13 protein-coding genes are annotated in these 15,218 nt (G+C 72.8%); 4 read left to right on the top strand and 9 right to left on the bottom strand.

The genetic code is table 11. From position 1 onward, the window contains the following. Positions 1 to 35: 35 nt before the first annotated feature. The 6 genes from Ade02nite_RS26845 to Ade02nite_RS26870 form a co-directional block, all read right to left on the bottom strand. On the bottom strand, positions 36 to 731 hold the full coding sequence (locus Ade02nite_RS26845; RefSeq protein ID WP_203769701.1) for an SDR family NAD(P)-dependent oxidoreductase: 696 nt from the start codon (positions 729 to 731) through the stop codon (positions 36 to 38). A gap of 145 nt (positions 732 to 876) precedes the next feature. Further along, positions 877 to 1,767: an alpha/beta fold hydrolase gene (locus Ade02nite_RS26850; RefSeq protein ID WP_203769624.1), complete on the bottom strand. Its 891-nt coding sequence runs from the start codon at positions 1,765 to 1,767 to the stop codon at positions 877 to 879. Between the two features lie 129 nt (positions 1,768 to 1,896). After that, positions 1,897 to 2,568, bottom strand: a complete 672-nt coding sequence (locus Ade02nite_RS26855; protein WP_203769626.1) for a response regulator — start codon at positions 2,566 to 2,568, stop codon at positions 1,897 to 1,899. Then, complete coding sequence (locus Ade02nite_RS26860; RefSeq protein WP_203769628.1) at positions 2,565 to 3,917, bottom strand: sensor histidine kinase; 1,353 nt, start codon at positions 3,915 to 3,917, stop codon at positions 2,565 to 2,567. Before Ade02nite_RS26860 ends, Ade02nite_RS26855 begins: the two co-directional genes overlap by 4 nt. Next, positions 3,917 to 6,403: a DEAD/DEAH box helicase gene (locus Ade02nite_RS26865; RefSeq protein WP_203769631.1), complete on the bottom strand. Its 2,487-nt coding sequence runs from the start codon at positions 6,401 to 6,403 to the stop codon at positions 3,917 to 3,919. The genes Ade02nite_RS26860 and Ade02nite_RS26865 overlap by 1 nt, the downstream gene beginning before the upstream one ends. A 23-nt stretch (positions 6,404 to 6,426) precedes the next feature. Continuing rightward, positions 6,427 to 8,607, bottom strand: a complete 2,181-nt coding sequence (locus tag Ade02nite_RS26870; RefSeq protein ID WP_203769633.1) for a putative bifunctional diguanylate cyclase/phosphodiesterase — start codon at positions 8,605 to 8,607, stop codon at positions 6,427 to 6,429. A gap of 82 nt (positions 8,608 to 8,689) precedes the next feature. Between Ade02nite_RS26870 and Ade02nite_RS26875 the strand changes: the two genes are divergently transcribed. Both Ade02nite_RS26875 and Ade02nite_RS26880 read left to right on the top strand, forming a co-directional pair. Continuing rightward, positions 8,690 to 8,875 carry a hypothetical protein gene (locus Ade02nite_RS26875; RefSeq protein ID WP_203769635.1) on the top strand — a complete coding sequence of 62 codons (186 nt, stop codon included), beginning with the start codon at positions 8,690 to 8,692 and terminating at the stop codon, positions 8,873 to 8,875. A gap of 1 nt (position 8,876) precedes the next feature. Further along, positions 8,877 to 9,533 carry a nucleotidyltransferase domain-containing protein gene (locus Ade02nite_RS26880; RefSeq protein WP_203769637.1) on the top strand — a complete coding sequence of 219 codons (657 nt, stop codon included), beginning with the start codon at positions 8,877 to 8,879 and terminating at the stop codon, positions 9,531 to 9,533. Between the two features lie 272 nt (positions 9,534 to 9,805). On the opposite strand, the gene Ade02nite_RS26885 is transcribed toward Ade02nite_RS26880, so the two are convergent. After that, on the bottom strand, positions 9,806 to 11,155 hold the full coding sequence (locus Ade02nite_RS26885) for a sulfite oxidase (protein WP_203769639.1): 1,350 nt from the start codon (positions 11,153 to 11,155) through the stop codon (positions 9,806 to 9,808). Positions 11,156 to 11,202: 47 nt separating this feature from the next. Between Ade02nite_RS26885 and Ade02nite_RS26890 the strand changes: the two genes are divergently transcribed. Continuing rightward, complete coding sequence (locus tag Ade02nite_RS26890; protein ID WP_203769642.1) at positions 11,203 to 12,348, top strand: LLM class flavin-dependent oxidoreductase; 1,146 nt, start codon at positions 11,203 to 11,205, stop codon at positions 12,346 to 12,348. A gap of 21 nt (positions 12,349 to 12,369) precedes the next feature. Here Ade02nite_RS26890 and Ade02nite_RS26895 read toward each other — a convergent pair whose 3' ends face one another. Beyond that, positions 12,370 to 14,370 (bottom strand): MMPL family transporter, encoded by a 2,001-nt coding sequence (locus Ade02nite_RS26895; protein WP_203769644.1) that lies wholly within the window; start codon positions 14,368 to 14,370, stop codon positions 12,370 to 12,372. A 74-nt stretch (positions 14,371 to 14,444) separates the two neighbouring features. On the opposite strand from Ade02nite_RS26895, the gene Ade02nite_RS26900 reads away from it, so the two are divergent. Continuing rightward, the gene (locus Ade02nite_RS26900; RefSeq protein WP_239169073.1) at positions 14,445 to 14,933 is read left to right on the top strand and encodes a MarR family winged helix-turn-helix transcriptional regulator; all 489 of its coding nucleotides are present in this window, start codon (positions 14,445 to 14,447) and stop codon (positions 14,931 to 14,933) included. A 40-nt stretch (positions 14,934 to 14,973) separates the two neighbouring features. Here Ade02nite_RS26900 and Ade02nite_RS26905 read toward each other — a convergent pair whose 3' ends face one another. Continuing rightward, positions 14,974 to 15,159 (bottom strand): hypothetical protein, encoded by a 186-nt coding sequence (locus tag Ade02nite_RS26905; protein ID WP_203769646.1) that lies wholly within the window; start codon positions 15,157 to 15,159, stop codon positions 14,974 to 14,976. Positions 15,160 to 15,218 lie beyond the last annotated feature (59 nt).

The following is a 15,218-nucleotide window of genomic DNA, read 5'->3' on the forward strand; positions in this document are numbered from 1 at the left end:
GCCGGACCGGCGGGCCCGCAGGGCGCGAGACCCGCTCAGGGCCGGTATCGGCCGGCCAGCTCGGGCGACTGGCCGCCGAAGGCCGCCAGGTCCGCGTCGAAGACGCGGTGCAGCAGGCCATAGTCCTCCACGCCGGGGGCGATGACGGTCTCGCCGAGGCGGATGCCGGCCAGGGTGGCCGTGACGACGTCGGCGGCGGTCATGCGAGGCAGCGCCGACAGGTCCATGCCCTGCACCTCGTGGAACTCGGTGGCGACGATGCCGGGGCAGACCACGTGGACGCGCACGCCGGTGTCCGCCAGCTCCGCGTGCAGGGTCTGGGTCATCGCCACCGTGTACGCGAGCGTGCCGGTGTAGACGGCGCGCTGCCCGGGCGCCGGGGCGGCGGGAGCGGGGCCGGAGAAGGCCAGCATGCCGGCGACGTTGACGATCGTGCCGGCGCCGCGCTCGAGCATGCCGGGCAGGGCGGCACGGGTCAGCAGCGTCGGGGCCGTGACCTTGACGTGCATCAGCTCGCGGGCCTTCCGCGGCGGTAGGTCGGCCAGCGGCATGTAGTGGGCCACGCCGGCATTGTTGACCAGCATGCTCAAAGGGCGGCCCGCGGCGATCTCGGCGACGGCCTCGACTCCGGCCTCGGTGGCCAGGTCGGCGGCGACGACCTGCACGCCGGTGCCGGGCAGGGACTCGGCGAGGGCTTCGAGGCGGTCCTTGCGGCGGCCGGCGATGACCAGTCATAGCCGTCGGCGGCGAGGCGCTCGGCGAAGGCCCTGCCGATGCCGGAGGACGCGCCGGTGACGAGGGCGAGTGGTGAGGTGCTCATGATCTGACTGTCGCCCGATAAAGCGGGGAGAGCCAGGGCCACGCTCGTCCTGGGACTCAGGGGGCCACCAAAGCGGGCTCGGCGAGCCACGACAGGATCTCGGGCAGGATCTCCATGGCGCCGAAGTGGGCCGAGCCGGACTCGACCTCGACCTCGGCGTGCGGGATGCGCGAGGCGAGCCAGCGGGTGTGTGCGGCCGGGACGCAGTTGTCCTCGGCGCCGTGCCACAGGCGGATGGGCTGGGTGATCTCCTCGAGGCGGAAACCCCAGTCGCGGCGGGTCGCCAGGACGTCGTCGATCCAGCCGTACGGGCCGCCGCGGGTGGCCTCCGCGTACGACTCCAGGAGCAGCTTCTGGATCGCGTGATCGCGGACGACCAGCACGTCGGGCAGGGCGATCTCGGCGCGCAACATGTCGAGCAGGCTCACCGGGCTGCGGCGGGTGCGGTCGGCCTGCAGCCGCAGGCTCTCGACCAGGCGGGACTCGTCCTGCCCGGCGGTGGTGAACTCGTCGACGTTGGACGGCATCATCCCGCCGTACCAGTCGATCTCGGCGTCGTGCGGGGCGAGGCTGACCAGCACGGCGGCGCGGGCGACCCGGCCGGGCAGGCGGGCCGCGCAGGCCAGCGCGTGCGGGCCGCCGCCGGAACGGCCGACCACGGTGAACGCGTCGAGGCCCAGGTCGTCGGCGATGGCGGCCACGTCGGCGGCGCAGTCGGCCACGGACCGGCCACGGTGCCGGTCGGAGCCGCCGTAGCCGGGACGGTCGTAGCTGATCAGCCGGACGCCCAGGCGGTAGAGCACGCTCGCGCGGGGCCGGGGGCCGAGGCGGCTGCCGGGGGTGCCGTGCAGCAGGACCACGGGGACACCGTCGGGTGCGCCCGCCTCCTCGTAGCGCAGCCGCCGCCCGTCGGCCGTGCGCACGTCCCGAAACGTCGTCGTTCCCACGGCCTCTCCCGGGAGTCGGCAACCTCACGCAGTTGACTGGCAACCCTACTGACGTCTACCCGTCCCCACCAGTATCGAACGGTCACACCAGCCGGGAGTCGCAATTGGTGAACACCCGACAGAGTGATGTCACGGTTGGTAGCGGTAGCCCATACCCGGTTCCGTGATCAGGTGTCGCGGGCGGGTGGGGTCGTCCTCGAGTTTGCGCCGCAGGCGGGCCATGTACTGGCGCAGGTAGTTCGTCTCCGTACCGTATTGAGGTCCCCACACGTCGTGCAGGAGGCTGCGCTGGGTGATCAGCTTGCCGGGGTTGCGCAGCAGCCGTTCGAGCAGCTGCCACTCGGTGGGGGTGAGGCGCTGCTCGGGCGTGATGGTGTGGTCGGTGAGGTCGATCGTGTACTGCCCGAGGGTGACCGTGGCGGGAGCGGACCCGTCGGTCGTGTGCGCGCGGCGGGTCACGGCGCGGATGCGGGCGAGCAGCTCGTCGACGCCGAACGGCTTGGTCACGTAGTCGTCGGCGCCCGCGTCGAGCGCGCCGACCTTGTCGGTGCCCTCGGCCCGGCCGGAGAGCACGATGATCGGCACGGTGGTCCAGCCGCGCAGGCCGCGGATCACGTCGGCGCCGTCCATGTCGGGCAGGCCCAGGTCGAGCACGACGAGGTCGGGCGGGTGCGCGGCGGCGGTCCTCAGCGCGGCGGCGCCGTCGGGGGCGACGTCGACCTCGTACTGCCGGGCGCGCAGGTTGATGCGCAGCGCCCGCACGATCTGCGGGTCGTCGTCCACGACCAGGATGCGGGTCATGAGCCGCTCATCGGCAGCGTGAGGACCATGGTGAGGCCGCCTCCGGGTGTGTCCTCGGGTGTCAGGGTGCCGCCCATCGCCTCGGCCAGGCCGCGCGACAGGGCGAGGCCGAGGCCGACGCCGGTGTGGTTGTCCCGGTCGCCGAGCCGCTGGAACGGCAGGAACACCCGTTCGCGGTCGGCCGCCGGGATGCCCGGGCCGTGATCGACCACGCGCAGCTCGACCCACGTGCCGGCGGCCCGTCCGATGATCTTCGGCGGGCGCCCGTCCGGAGAATAGCGCAGGGCGTTGCCGACGACGTTCACCAGCACCCGGTCGAGCAGACCGGGGTCCACCCGCACCGCCTCAAGATCATCAGGCAGCTGTACGGTGACACGCCGGCCCGCCGGGCCCAGCTCGTCCAGGGCCCGCGGCACCACGTCCTCCAGCCCCACGTCGGCCAGGGTCATGCCCAGCGTGCCGGCCTGCAGGCGGCTCATGTCGAGCAGGTTGGCCACCAGCCCGCCGAGCCGGTCGAGCGACTCGTCCGCGGTCTCCAGCAGCTCGCGCCGGTCGGCGGCGTCGAACTCGACCTCGTCGCTGAGCAGCCCGGCCACCGCCGCCTTCGCCGACGCCAGCGGCGTACGCAGGTCGTGCCCGACCGCCGCGAGCAGCGCCGTGCGCACCTTGTCGCCCTCCGCGGCGATCGCCAGCCGCTGCTGGCGCAGGGCGACCGCGGCCTGCGCGGCGAAGGCCCGCACCACCTGGCGCTCGTCCGGCGACGGCACGCGCCCGCGCAGCACCAGCGTGAGCGAGCCGTCCACCGGGATGGCAGCGGTGCCGCCGGTGGACGGCTTGTCGCCGGCGGCCGCGACCGGCCGGCCGTCCTCCAGCAGCGCCACCGAGTCGAGGCCGAGACTCTCGCGCAACTCCGTCAGCAGGCCGCGCAGCGGATCGGGCCCGGTCAGCACGCCCCCGGCGACCGCGGCGAGCGTGCGCGCCTCGGCGGCGGCCCGGTCGGCCTGCCGGGTGCGGCGGGCGGCGAGATCCACGACCCAGGAGACGCTGAACGCGACGCCGGCGAAGACCAGCAGCGCCAGCAGCCCCTCGCCGGTGTTGACCTCCAGCGAGTAGAGCGGCGCGGTGAAGAAGAAGTTGAGCAGCAGGAACCCGCCGACCGCCGCGAGCAGCGCCGGCCACAGCCCGCCCAGCAGGGCCACCGCCACCACCGCGGCGAGCAGCAGCAGCACGACGTCGGGCAGGGCCAGCTCGGTGCCGTACGCGAGGAGGGTCAGCAGGGGCACCCCGGCCGCCGCCGTCGCGAAACCGGCGATCTGCCGGCGCCGGGACAGCGGCGGCCCCGTCAGCATCAATGCGGGCCGACGGCCGTGACCACGATCGCCGCCGCGCCGGCCTCGTCCGAGGCGGCCAGGTCGACCGTCGCGTCGATGCCCCAGTCGTGGTCGCCCTCGGGGTCCTCGAAGACCTGGCGGACGTGCCACGCGGTCGGGGACTGCTCGATGTGCAGGAACGCCGGGCCGCGCGCGGACGCGCCGGTGCCGATCTCGTCGTACTCGTCGAAGTAGTCCTCGATGGCGTCCTGCCAGCGCTGCGCGGTCCAGCCGTGCTCGCCGTCCATCTCGCCGAGCACGTCCCAGCGGCGCAGCGCGGCCAGCTCGACGCGGCGGAACATGGCGTTGCGCACCAGCACCCGGAACGCGCGGGTGTTGCGGGTGACCGCGGGCGGCTTGTCGTCGAGGCGTACCTCCTCGGCCTCGAACGTGGGATTGCGCAGCCGCTCCCACTCGTCGAGGAGGCTGGAGTCGACCTGGCGGACCAGCTCGCCGAGCCACTCGATCAGGTCGGTGAGCTCCTCGGTGCGGCGGTCCTCGGGCACCGTCTGGCGCAGCGCCCGGTACGCGTCGGCGAGGTAGCGCAGCACGAGACCCTCGGAGCGGGACAGGCCGTAGAAGGACACGTACTCGGTGAAGGTCATCGCCCGCTCGTACATGTCCCGCACGACGCTCTTGGGCTTGAGCTCGTAGTCGGCGACCCACGGGTGACCGCGCCGGTAGGTCTCGTACGCGGCCTCCAGCAGCTCCAGCAGCGGCCGTGGGTGGGTGACCTCCTCGAGCAGCGCCATCCGCTCCTCGTACTCGATGCCCTCGGCCTTCATCGCGTTGACGGCCTCGCCGCGGGCCTTCTGCCGCTGCGCGGAGAGCACCTGCCGCGGGTCCTCCAGGGTCGACTCGATCACCGAGACGACGTCGAGCGCGTACGCCGGGTCCTCGGGGTCCAGCAACTCCAGGCTGGCCAGCGCGAACGGCGACAGGGCCTGGTTGAGCGCGAAGTCGAGCTGCAGGTCCTCGGTCAGCCGGTACGTGCCGTCGGGGGTGCGCTCGATGACCCCGCCGGCCAGCAGCGCCCGCGCGATCGCGATGGCCCGCCGGATGTGCCTGCGCTGCGCGGCCGGCTCCTCGTGGTTCTCGGTGAGCAGATGCCGCATCGCGGCGAACGGGTCGCCGCCGCGCGAGATGACGTTCAGCAGCATCGCGTGCGACACCTGGAACGAGCTGTTCAGCGGCTCCGGCTCGGCGGCCACGAGGCGGTCGAAGGTGGGCTGGCCCCAGCCGATCGTGCCCTCCGGCGGCTTCTTCCGGACGACCTTGCGGCGCTTCTTCGGGTCGTCGCCGGCCTTGGCGAGCGCGCGCTCGTTGTCGATCACGTGCTCGGGCGCCTGCACGATGACCGTGCCCAGCGTGTCGAACCCGGCCCGGCCGGCGCGCCCGGCGATCTGGTGGAACTCGCGGGCCTTGAGCAGCCGCGTCTTGACCCCGTCGTACTTCGACAGACCGGTGAACAGCACGGTGCGGATGGGCACGTTGATGCCGACGCCGAGGGTGTCCGTACCGCAGATGACCTTGAGCAGGCCGGCCTGCGCGAGGGTCTCCACGAGCCGGCGGTACTTCGGCAGCATGCCCGCGTGGTGCACGCCGATGCCGTGCCGGACCAGCCGCGACAGGGTGCGCCCGAAGCCCGCGGTGAACCGGAAGTTGCCGATCGCGGCGGCGATCCTGTCCTTCTCCTCGCGGGTCGCCATGTTGATGCTGGTCAGCGACTGGGCGCGCTCGAGGGCGGCGGCCTGGGTGAAGTGCACGATATAGACCGGGGCCTGCTTGGTCTGCAGCAGTTCCTCGATCGTCTCGTGCAGGGGCGTCATGGCGTACGAGAAAAGCAGTGGCACCGGGCGCTCGACGCTGCTGACCACCGCGGTCGGCCGGCCGGTCCGCTGGGTCAGGTCGTCGACGAAGCGCGTGGTGTCGCCCAGCGTGGCGGACATCAGGATGAACTGGGCCTGCGGCAGCTCGATGAGCGGCACCTGCCAGGCCCACCCGCGGTCGGGCTCGCTGTAGAAGTGGAACTCGTCCATCACGACCTGGCCGACGTCGGCGTCCGCCCCCTCGCGCAGCGCCAGGTTGGCCAGCACCTCGGCCGTGCAGCAGATGATCGGCGCGTCCGCGTTCACGCTGGCGTCCCCGGTGAGCATGCCCACGTTGTGCGCCCCGAAGACCGCGCAGAGCGCGAAGAACTTCTCACTGACCAGCGCCTTGATCGGCGCGGTGTAGAAGGTGGTGCGGTTGTCGGCCAGCGCGACGAAGTGCGCACCGGTGGCGACGAGGCTCTTGCCGGACCCGGTCGGGGTGTTCAGGATGACGTTCGCCCCCGTGGCGACCTCGATGAGCGCCTCTTCCTGATGGGTGTAGAGGGCGAGGCCCTGCTCGGTGGCCCATTTCTGGAAGGCGTCGAAGACGGCGTCGGGCTCATTGGTGCCGGGAAGGCGATCGGTCAGAGTCATGATCTGCCAACTATAGATTCCGCCTATGGGCGGAGCGCCCGCATGTGGTCCTGCGTGGCCACGGCCGTGGAGAGAGCGAAATTCGGGTCCGCCACCGGGCGGCCGAAGTAGTAGCCCTGGAGCAGGCGGTAGCCGAGGCGGTGCAGGGCCTCGGCCTGCGCGGCGGTCTCCACGCCCTCGGCGACGGCGGCCAGGCCCAGGCCGTGGCTGACCTGGATGAGGGCCTCGGCGATGACGGCGTGGCGGCCGGCCTCGGTGATGGTGTCGACGAAGGACTTGTCGACCTTGAGGATGTCGACGGGGACCGTCTGGAGCAGGTTGAGCGAGCTGTGGCCGGTGCCGAAGTCGTCGAGGGCGATGCGGACGCCCAGGTCGCGCAGCTCGTTGAGGGTGACCACCGCCTGGCCGCCCTCGAAGACGGCGGTCTCGGTGACCTCGACGGCCAGGCACGGGGCGGGCAGGCCGGCCTCGGCGATGACGGCGGCGACCGTGGCCGCGAAGCCGTGCCGGGCCAGCTGCCGCGCCGAGACGTTGACACTGATCCGGTCGGGGGCCTGCTCGCCCAGCTCGCGCCGCCAGGTGGCCATCTGGTGGCAGGCGGTGCGCAGGATCCATTCGCCGAGCTCGACGATGAGGCCGTTGCGCTCGGCGACGGGCACGAAGTCGACGGGGCTGACCAGGCCGCGCTGCGGGTGCTCCCAGCGGACCAGGGCCTCGACGGCGGCCACCCGGCCGCTGGGCAGCTCGACGATGGGCTGGTAGACGACGCGGAACTGGCCGTGGTCCAGGGCCAGGCGGATCTCCCCGCCGAGGCGGGTGTGCTCGCCGGCGCGCTCGTCCAGGGCGGGGCTCCACCGGCGGGCGGTGTCGCCGGCCTGCTTCGCGGCGTACATGGCCGCCTCCGCCTGGCGCAGCAGCTCCTCGGCGTCGACGCCGGTGCCGCCGGCCAGGCCGATCGCGACGCCGACGTACAGCTCGTGGCCGCCGGCGTTGACCGGGCTGCGCAGCGCGGCCGACAGCCGGTCGGCGAGGACGCGGAGGTCGTCGGCGCAGGCGTGCGCGAGCAGCACGGCGAACTCGTCGCCGCCGACGCGGGCGATGACGGCGCCGGCGGGCACCTGATCGCGCAGCCGGGCGCCGAGGGTGGCCAGGACGGCGTCGCCGACCGGGCGGCCCAGCTCGTCGTTGACGTTCTTGAAGGCGTTCAGGCCCAGCAGGGCCAGCTGCGGGCGGGGCGCGACGCTCAGCGCGTGCACCAGGCGGCGGCGGCTGGCGAGGCCGGTCAGGTCGTCGGTGAGCACGGACCGGTCGACCTGCGTCACGAAGCCGGCCATCCGCGCGATGACGAGCAGGAACACCACGCCGTCGCCGATCGCCACGGCGATCAGATCGTGCGGGCTGGAGCGGATCGACGGCAGGAACAGCATCGCCGGGCAGAGCAGGGAGCACGCGCCGAACACCAGCACCCGCGCCCGGCCGACCCCGGTGGGCGCGCCGGCCTGGTACGGGCGCGTCATGGACGGGTGCAGCGCCGCCGCGGCCCACAACACGTACGAGAGAAGGAAGATGGGGTCCACGAAGTGTGCCTCGGGCAGCAGCGCGAAGCCGGTGTCGGCGGCGAACAGCAGCGTCACCGCCAGGCCGAGCATCCAGGTGCTGGGCGTTCCCGCGCGGGGGCCGGTCACGATGCGGGCGATCAGCGCCAGCAGCAGCATGTCGGCGGCGGGATAGGCGGTGCTGGTGAGGCGTTCCAGCGTCGAGCCCGCGTCGCCGACGACGACCGGGTAGATGACGAAGATCCAGTAGACGAGGCCCAGGCTGAGCGAGACGATCGCCGCGTCGATCAGGTTGCCGCCGCGGCCCCGCACCAGCAGCAACAATCCGGTCACGAGCATGGGGTACGAGGCGAGGTAGAACACGTCCGCGAACGACGGGTACGGCTCCTGGCGCAGCACGAGCTGATAGAGCTCGTAGGTCAGGTCGCCGAGCACGAAGGTCAGCTGCCCCGCCGCGAACCAGTACCACATCGCGGGGCGTTCGGGCCGGTGCAGCCGTACGGCGGCGAGCACCGCCAGCCCCGACGAGAGCCCGATGACGTTGTACGCGATCGTCGCGAGGAGCCCGTCCTCCGGCAGCGCGTACTGCAGGAGGATCGCGACCGCTCCGGCCGCGAGCCACCAGCGCCACACCCGTTCCCGGCTCACTCCCTCGGTGTTCGGCCGCGCCTGCCCGAAGTTGAGGCCCGGCGGTGGACCTCACAAGATCGGATGCAGTACGGTGCCGCACGTGTACCGGATCGGGACTGTGCTCCTGTTGATCGCGGCCGTGCAGGTGGCCATCCTCGCGGGGCTGGGTGTGATCTGGCCGGTGTGCTGGGCGGCCGTCCCGGTGCTGGTGGCGCTCGCGGTGCGGCTGGTGGTCAGGAGCGTGCCCGCCGAGAAGGCGCCCGCCGAGAAGACCTCCGTCCCCTGACATGGAGCCGCTGGACGCCGCCCGCGAGCTGGTCGCCGAGCGTTTCCCGGACGCGTCCTGGGCGCTGCTGACCGGCAGTGTCGTCAACGCGTACCGCACGGCGGGCTCGGACCTGGACATCGTGGTCGTCCGGGAGGCCGGCGACGCGTACCGGGAAAGCCTGCGGTTCCGCGGCTGGCCGGTGGAGCTGTTCGTGCACACGCCGGCGCGGCTGGCCGAGTTCCTGAGCCGCGAGCTGGCCGACCGCAAGCCGAGCACGCACCGCATGCTGGCGCACGGCGTGGTGCTCACCGGCGACCCCGGCGACCTGCCGCAACGCTGCGCGCGGGTGCTCGCCGACGGGCCGCCCCCGCTGTCGGCGGCGGAACGCGACCGGCTGCGGTACGGGCTCACGGACCTGCTCGACGACCTGCGGCACGCCACCGACCCGGGCGAGCACGCCGTCATCGCGGCGACGCTGTGGATGGCCGCGGCGCGGGCGGCGACGGCGTTCGCGGGGCGGTGGGTCAGCTCCGGCAAGTGGGCGCTGCGCGACCTGCGCGAGCTCGACCCGGCGCTGGCGGAGCGCTGGCTGGCGTCGCGCGACGACCCGGCGCAGGTCGCGGCCGAGATCCTGGCGCGCGGGGGAGGGCCGCTCTTCGAGGGCTACCGCGCGTAGGAGCGGCCCTGTGGCCCCCGGCTCAGCCGGCGGGCCGGTTCGCGACATGCGCCGCCACGAGGGATCACCGTGGCCCGTGCGCGCCGGGGTGACGTCCCGCTAGGACGGACCGGCCGATCTCCGATATCCTCTCCGGCGTGGCTGATGCGGCCCACAACGCCGCCGGTCCGGTCTCCGGCCCGGCGGCGCCAGACTCTCTCCGCCCGGCCGCGCCGCAGTGAATTCGCGTTCCCGGCCGACCCGGCGTTCCCGGCCGAGGCGCCGCGGGCCCCTCAGACTGCGGTGACCGGGACCCGCACGGCGGCGTCGAAGAGGTAGCCCAGCGTGTTGAAGCGTGCCACCTGCGGCTGCGTGGTGCCGCGCACGTCGGTGGCGCGGGCCAGCAGGACGTGGTCGCCCGCCTCGGGCCGCCAGTCGATCTCCCAGCGTTGCCAGGCGGCGTCGGCGGAACGGCCGGTGAAGCGGGCTCGCCGCCACGTGGCGCCGCCGTCGGTGGAGACCTCGACCCGCTTGATCCGGCCCGCCGCCGACCAGGAGCGGCCGGTGAGCCGCGAGACGGCGCCCGCGGGGAAGGTCGCGCCGGGGTCGAGCTCGAACGCGCTCTTGATCGACTGCCGGTCGAACGGCAGGCCCTCGGCCGGGAACCCGGGGCCGAACAACCGATAGAACTGCGTGTTCCACGGCGAGAACAGCGGCTCGTCGGAGACCTCGATGCGCCCCACCCACTTGATCGACGCGATCCCGATCCAGGAGGGCACCACCAGCCGCACGGGATGACCGTGGTCCGCCGGCAAGGGTTGACCGTTCAGCTCGTACGCGAGGATGACGTCCGCCAGCGCCTTGCTCACCGGCAACGGCCGGCGCACCGGCCCGAGGTCGACGCCGCCGCTCACGAAGTTCGGGTCGAGACCCGATGCCTGTACGTCGACCGCGCGCGAGCTGATGCCGGCCGCGCGCAGCACGGTCGACAGGCGGACGCCCCGCCAGCGGCCCACGCCGACCGCGCCCAGACCCCACGCCGTGCCCGAGACCGTCTGCCCCTGCTGCGAGGCGAAGTAGCCGCGCCCGTTCCCGGCGCACTCGACGGCGACCGACCGGGTGACCGACGGCAGCCGGCGCAGGTCGGCGAGCGAGAACGACCGGGGCGCGCCGCGTAGCCCGGCGCCGAAGACTTCAAGCGCCCAGGTGGCACTGTCAATCACCGGTGTACTTGTGTGGTTGCGCACGAAGAACCGGTCGACGGGAACGTGGTAGCCGACGCCCTTCAGCGCCGACCACCGGGTCTCCGCGTTGGTGCCGAACACCTTGAACAGCTCGGCCGGCAACGGCTTGACGATCGGCCCGGCTGCGGCGCTCACCCTCGTCGCGTCTGCTCCCGCCGCGTCGCTCGCCGCGGCGCCGCCGGGCGCCGCGCCGGCCCTCGCCGCGCCGCCGGCCGTGGCGCCGCCGGGCGCCGCGCCCAGTGCAGTGCCGGGGACGCTCAGCGCGCCCGCCACCCCCAAGGCGCCGCCGGCCGCGCCCAGGGCGGCGCCGAGTCGCAGAAGATCGCGGCGGGAGAATCCGCGCGCCTCCCCGGACAGCCATTGCCGGAGCCGAAGCGCGTCATATTCGAGCTCGTCCATGCCGCGAACTCTATCGGACCTATAGGAGATACGGATAGTGTGAGGACATGGACTTCCACTGGTTCCTGCCGACCAACGGCGACAGCCGGGACATCGTCGGTGGCGGCCACGGCGTGCCCGTCGGCGCGGCCGGTGGCGTGCGCCCGCTCACCATCGGCTATCTCGGCCAGATCGCGCGCAGCGCCGAGCAGCTGGGCTTCACCGGAGCGCTGACCCCGACCGGCGCGTGGTGCGAGGACGCCTGGATCACCACGGCGATGCTCACCGAGGTGACCGAGCGGCTGAAGTTCCTCGTCGCGTTCCGGCCGGGACTCGTCTCGCCGACGCTGGCCGCGCAGATGTCGTCGAGCTTCCAGCGCCTCTCCGGCGGCCGGCTGCTGCTCAACGTCGTGACCGGCGGCGAGTCGCACGAGCAGCGCCAGTTCGGCGACTTCCTCGACAAGGACGCGCGGTACGCGAGAACCGCCGAATTCCTCTCGATCGTGCGCGCGCTGTTGCGGGGCGAGACCGTCGACTTCGCCGGCGAGCACCTGCGGGTCGAGGGCGCCAAGCTGACCAAGCTGCCCGATCCGCCGCCCGCCATCTACTTCGGCGGCTCGTCGCGGGCCGCGGGCCCGGTCGCAGCCGATCATGCGGATGTCTACTTGACCTGGGGCGAGCCCCCGGAGCAAGTCAAACAGAAGCTTGACTGGATCAGGCAGCTCAAGCCCGACATGCGCTTCGGCATCCGCCTGCACGTGATCAGCCGCGACACGTCCGACGCCGCGTGGCGCGAGGCCGACCGCCTGCTCCAGGGCGTCGACGAGTCCGCGATCGCCGCCGTGCAGGCCGGTCTGCGGCGCAGCGAGTCCGAGGGCCAGCGCCGCATGCTCGACCTGCACGGCGGCAACCGCGACGGCCTGGTCGTCGCACCCAACCTGTGGGCGGGCGTGGGTCTCGTGCGAGGCGGCGCCGGCACCGCGCTCGTCGGCAGTCACCTAGAGGTGGCCGGCCGCATCCAGGAGTACGCGGCCCTCGGCATCGACGAGTTCATCCTGTCCGGCTACCCCCACCTCGAGGAGGCCTACTGGTTCGGCGAGGGCGTCCTCCCCGAGCTGTCCCGCCGCGGCGTCTGGCACCACCCCGCCGGCAGCACCGTCACCGCGACAACGGCAATCCCGTTCGCCGGCGTGCCCACCGCAACCCCGTCCTGAACGGCGAAGCCGAGCGGTGCGTCAGGCGGGGGAGGGCGCCTTCTCCTCCTTCTTCGCCGGCACCCCGGGGCGGCCCGGCCACCAGAAGCGGTCGCCGCACATGGTTGCCAGGGCCGGGACCAGGACGGTGCGGACCAGCAGCGTGTCCAGGAGGACGCCGATGCCGACGATGATGCCGATCTGGGTCAGGGTGATGACCGGCAGCACGCCGAGCACCGCGAAGACCGCGGCCAGCAGGATGCCGGCGCTGGTGATGACGCCGCCGGTCACGGCCAGGGCGTGGACCATGCCGTCCCGGGTGCCCTTCGACGGGACCTCCTCGCGGGCCCGGGTGACCAGGAAGATGTTGTAGTCGACGCCCAGCGCCACCAGGAACAGGAACGACAGCAGGGGCACGCCCGTGTCCAGGGCGCCGTAGTCGAGCACGTTGCGGAACAGCCACGAGCCCGCGCCCAGCGCCGCCGCGAAGCTGCCGATCACCGTGACCAGCAGGAGCAGCGGGGCCACCAGCGCGCGGAGCAGGCCGATCAGCACCAGCAGGACCACGATGAGCACCGCCGGCACGATCACCGTCAGGTCGCGGCGGGCCGCGTCCCGGTCGTCCAGGTTGGCGGCCACGCTGCCGCCGACCAGGGCATCCTCGCTGTGCACGCGGTCACGCAGCGCTTCGATCGTCTCGTACGCGGCGGGGGTGTCCGGCGCCGCCTCCAGGACCGCCGAGATGCTGGTCAGGTCGGCGGTCTGCTCGCCGATGCGGGCCTGTGCCACCCCGGGCGTCTTGCTGACCAGGGCGAGGACCTCCTCGGCGCGGGCCGGGGTGGTGATGATGGTCGCCGGGTCCGTGGCGCCGGCGGGGAAGTACTTGCTCACCGTCTCGAGGCCGTCGACCGACTCGGCCTCCACCCGGAACTGCTCGGTCTGCGACAGGCCCAGCCGCGTACCGAGAAGACCCGAGGCGAGCGCGCCGAGAATGACCACCGAGGCCAGGGTGACCGCGACGGGGCGGCGCGAGACGGCGCGGCCGACGCGGGCCCAGGCGCCCTTGCCCGCCTCGACGCCGGCGTCGCCGACGTGCGGGACGAACGGCCAGAACAGGCCGCGGCCGCAGATGAGCAGGGCGGGCGGCAGCACGAGCAGCGCGAAGACGGCGGCGATCGCGATGCCCGCGGCGCCGGCCACGCCGAGCGCGACGTTGTTGCCGAGGCTGGCGAGCAGCAGCGTGAGCAGGGAGAGCACCACCGTGCCGGAGCTGGCGAGCACGGCCGGCCCGGCGCCGCGCAGCGCCTGGCGCATCGCCTCGAAGCGGTCCTCGTGCTTGTGCAGCTCCTCGCGGTAGCGCGAGATGATCAGCAGCGCGTAGTCGGTGCCGGCGCCGAAGACCAGCACCGTGATGATGCCGTTGGTGGACGCGTCGATCGCCAGGCTGGTGTGCTGCGACAGCAGGGCGACCACCGAGCTGCTCAGCCGGTCGGCGAGGCCCACGACCGCGAGCGGCACGAGCCACAGCAGGGGGCTGCGGTACGTGACGAGCAGCAGCAGCGCCACGACGACGACCGTGACGACCAGCAGCCGGGTGTTGGCGCCGGAGAAGCTGTCGGCGAGGTCGGCCGTGAAGCCCGCGCCGCCGGTCACCTGCGCCGTCACGCCCGGTGGGACCTCCGCGCGTACTTGCTCACGCAGTTGGGTGACTGCGTCAACCGTCTGCTCGGCGGAGTAGCCGGCGGGCAGCGGCTTGGCGACGATGGCCGCGTCCTTGCCGGGCGCCAGGATCGGCGTACCGAAGCTCTCGATGCTCTTGATCTCGTCAGCGGTGAACGCCCCCGACTCCTTGGCGAAGACGATCAGCGCGGGGTTGACCTGGCCGGACGGGAGCTGTTTCTCCAGCTCGGCGACCTTCGTGGACTCGGCGGAGGACGGCAGGGTGGCGGTGGGGTCGTTCGCCGTCTCGAGCGGGCCGGCGAACCCGAGGACGGCACCTCCCAACAAGACCGCCACCACGAGCGTCAGCCAGGCGCGTCGCATTGATCCCTCCACGGTTAAGTATCTCGACAATCGAGAGTCTTACCCAGCCGGAGGGAATCTGCAACACTGGCACGGTGGAAGATCGGAACAAGTTGCAGGCCGACCTGGTGGATCTGCTGCGCCTCTACAGCATCGAGGCCCAGCACGTCGCGAACTCGTTCGCGCACCTTCAGGGCCTGCATCACACCGATCTGCAGGCGCTGGCCGCCGTCATGCACGCCGAGCGCCGCGGCGACCCGCTCACCCCGGGCCGGCTCGGCCAGCAGCTGGGGCTCTCGTCGGGGGCGACCACGGCGGTCATCGACCGCCTTGAGAGGGCGGGGCATCTGCGGCGTACGAGGGAGAGCGCCGACCGCCGCGTCGTGCACCTGCGCTACGCGGAGCCCGCGATGGCGCTGGCCCGGGAGTTCTTCGAGCCGCTCGGCGCCCGCAGCCACGCCGTGATGGACGAGTTCAGCGTCGAGGACCTGTCGATGGTCCGGCAGTTCCTCACCGGGATGCTCGAGGCGATCACCGAGCATCACCGGGAGGTTCGCACCCGAACGCCTACCGCCGAGGCCTGACCTGCACCCCGGCGGCGGCCGATCCTTCACACGGTCCCGCTCACACGGTCACGTCGAGGTGATTGCGCAGCGCCCGGCGGCTGTCCATGACGGCGGCCCGGTCCGCGGCGATGACCTTCTTGTCGGCGCCCGCCACGACGTCCGTGGTCAGTTGCAGGCAGTCCTTGCGCAGGTGAACCAGCGTGGTGTGCGTGGCCCAGGGGGAGGGGCCGATGCGCATGCTCATGGCGATTCCTTTCGCTCCACATTTGCAACCGCCTAGATCGGCCGCCCCGATCCGCGGTT

The sequence above is a fragment of the Paractinoplanes deccanensis genome (assembly GCF_016862115.1).
Lineage (GTDB): Bacteria > Actinomycetota > Actinomycetes > Mycobacteriales > Micromonosporaceae > Actinoplanes > Actinoplanes deccanensis.

What these genes read in the sequence shown, in the direction of transcription:
- Ade02nite_RS26885 (WP_203769639.1), bottom strand. Translation starts at nt 11,155, where the DNA reads ATGGACGAGCTCGAATATGACGCGCTTCGGCTCCGGCAATGGCTGTCC.
- Ade02nite_RS26855 (WP_203769626.1), bottom strand. Translation starts at nt 2,568, where the DNA reads ATGACCCGCATCCTGGTCGTGGACGACGACCCGCAGATCGTGCGGGCG.
- Ade02nite_RS26895 (WP_203769644.1), bottom strand. Translation starts at nt 14,370, where the DNA reads ATGCGACGCGCCTGGCTGACGCTCGTGGTGGCGGTCTTGTTGGGAGGT.
- Ade02nite_RS26890 (WP_203769642.1), top strand. Translation starts at nt 11,203, where the DNA reads ATGGACTTCCACTGGTTCCTGCCGACCAACGGCGACAGCCGGGACATC.
- Ade02nite_RS26880 (WP_203769637.1), top strand. Translation starts at nt 8,877, where the DNA reads ATGGAGCCGCTGGACGCCGCCCGCGAGCTGGTCGCCGAGCGTTTCCCG.
- Ade02nite_RS26865 (WP_203769631.1), bottom strand. Translation starts at nt 6,403, where the DNA reads ATGACTCTGACCGATCGCCTTCCCGGCACCAATGAGCCCGACGCCGTC.
- Ade02nite_RS26905 (WP_203769646.1), bottom strand. Translation starts at nt 15,159, where the DNA reads ATGAGCATGCGCATCGGCCCCTCCCCCTGGGCCACGCACACCACGCTG.
- Ade02nite_RS26860 (WP_203769628.1), bottom strand. Translation starts at nt 3,917, where the DNA reads ATGCTGACGGGGCCGCCGCTGTCCCGGCGCCGGCAGATCGCCGGTTTC.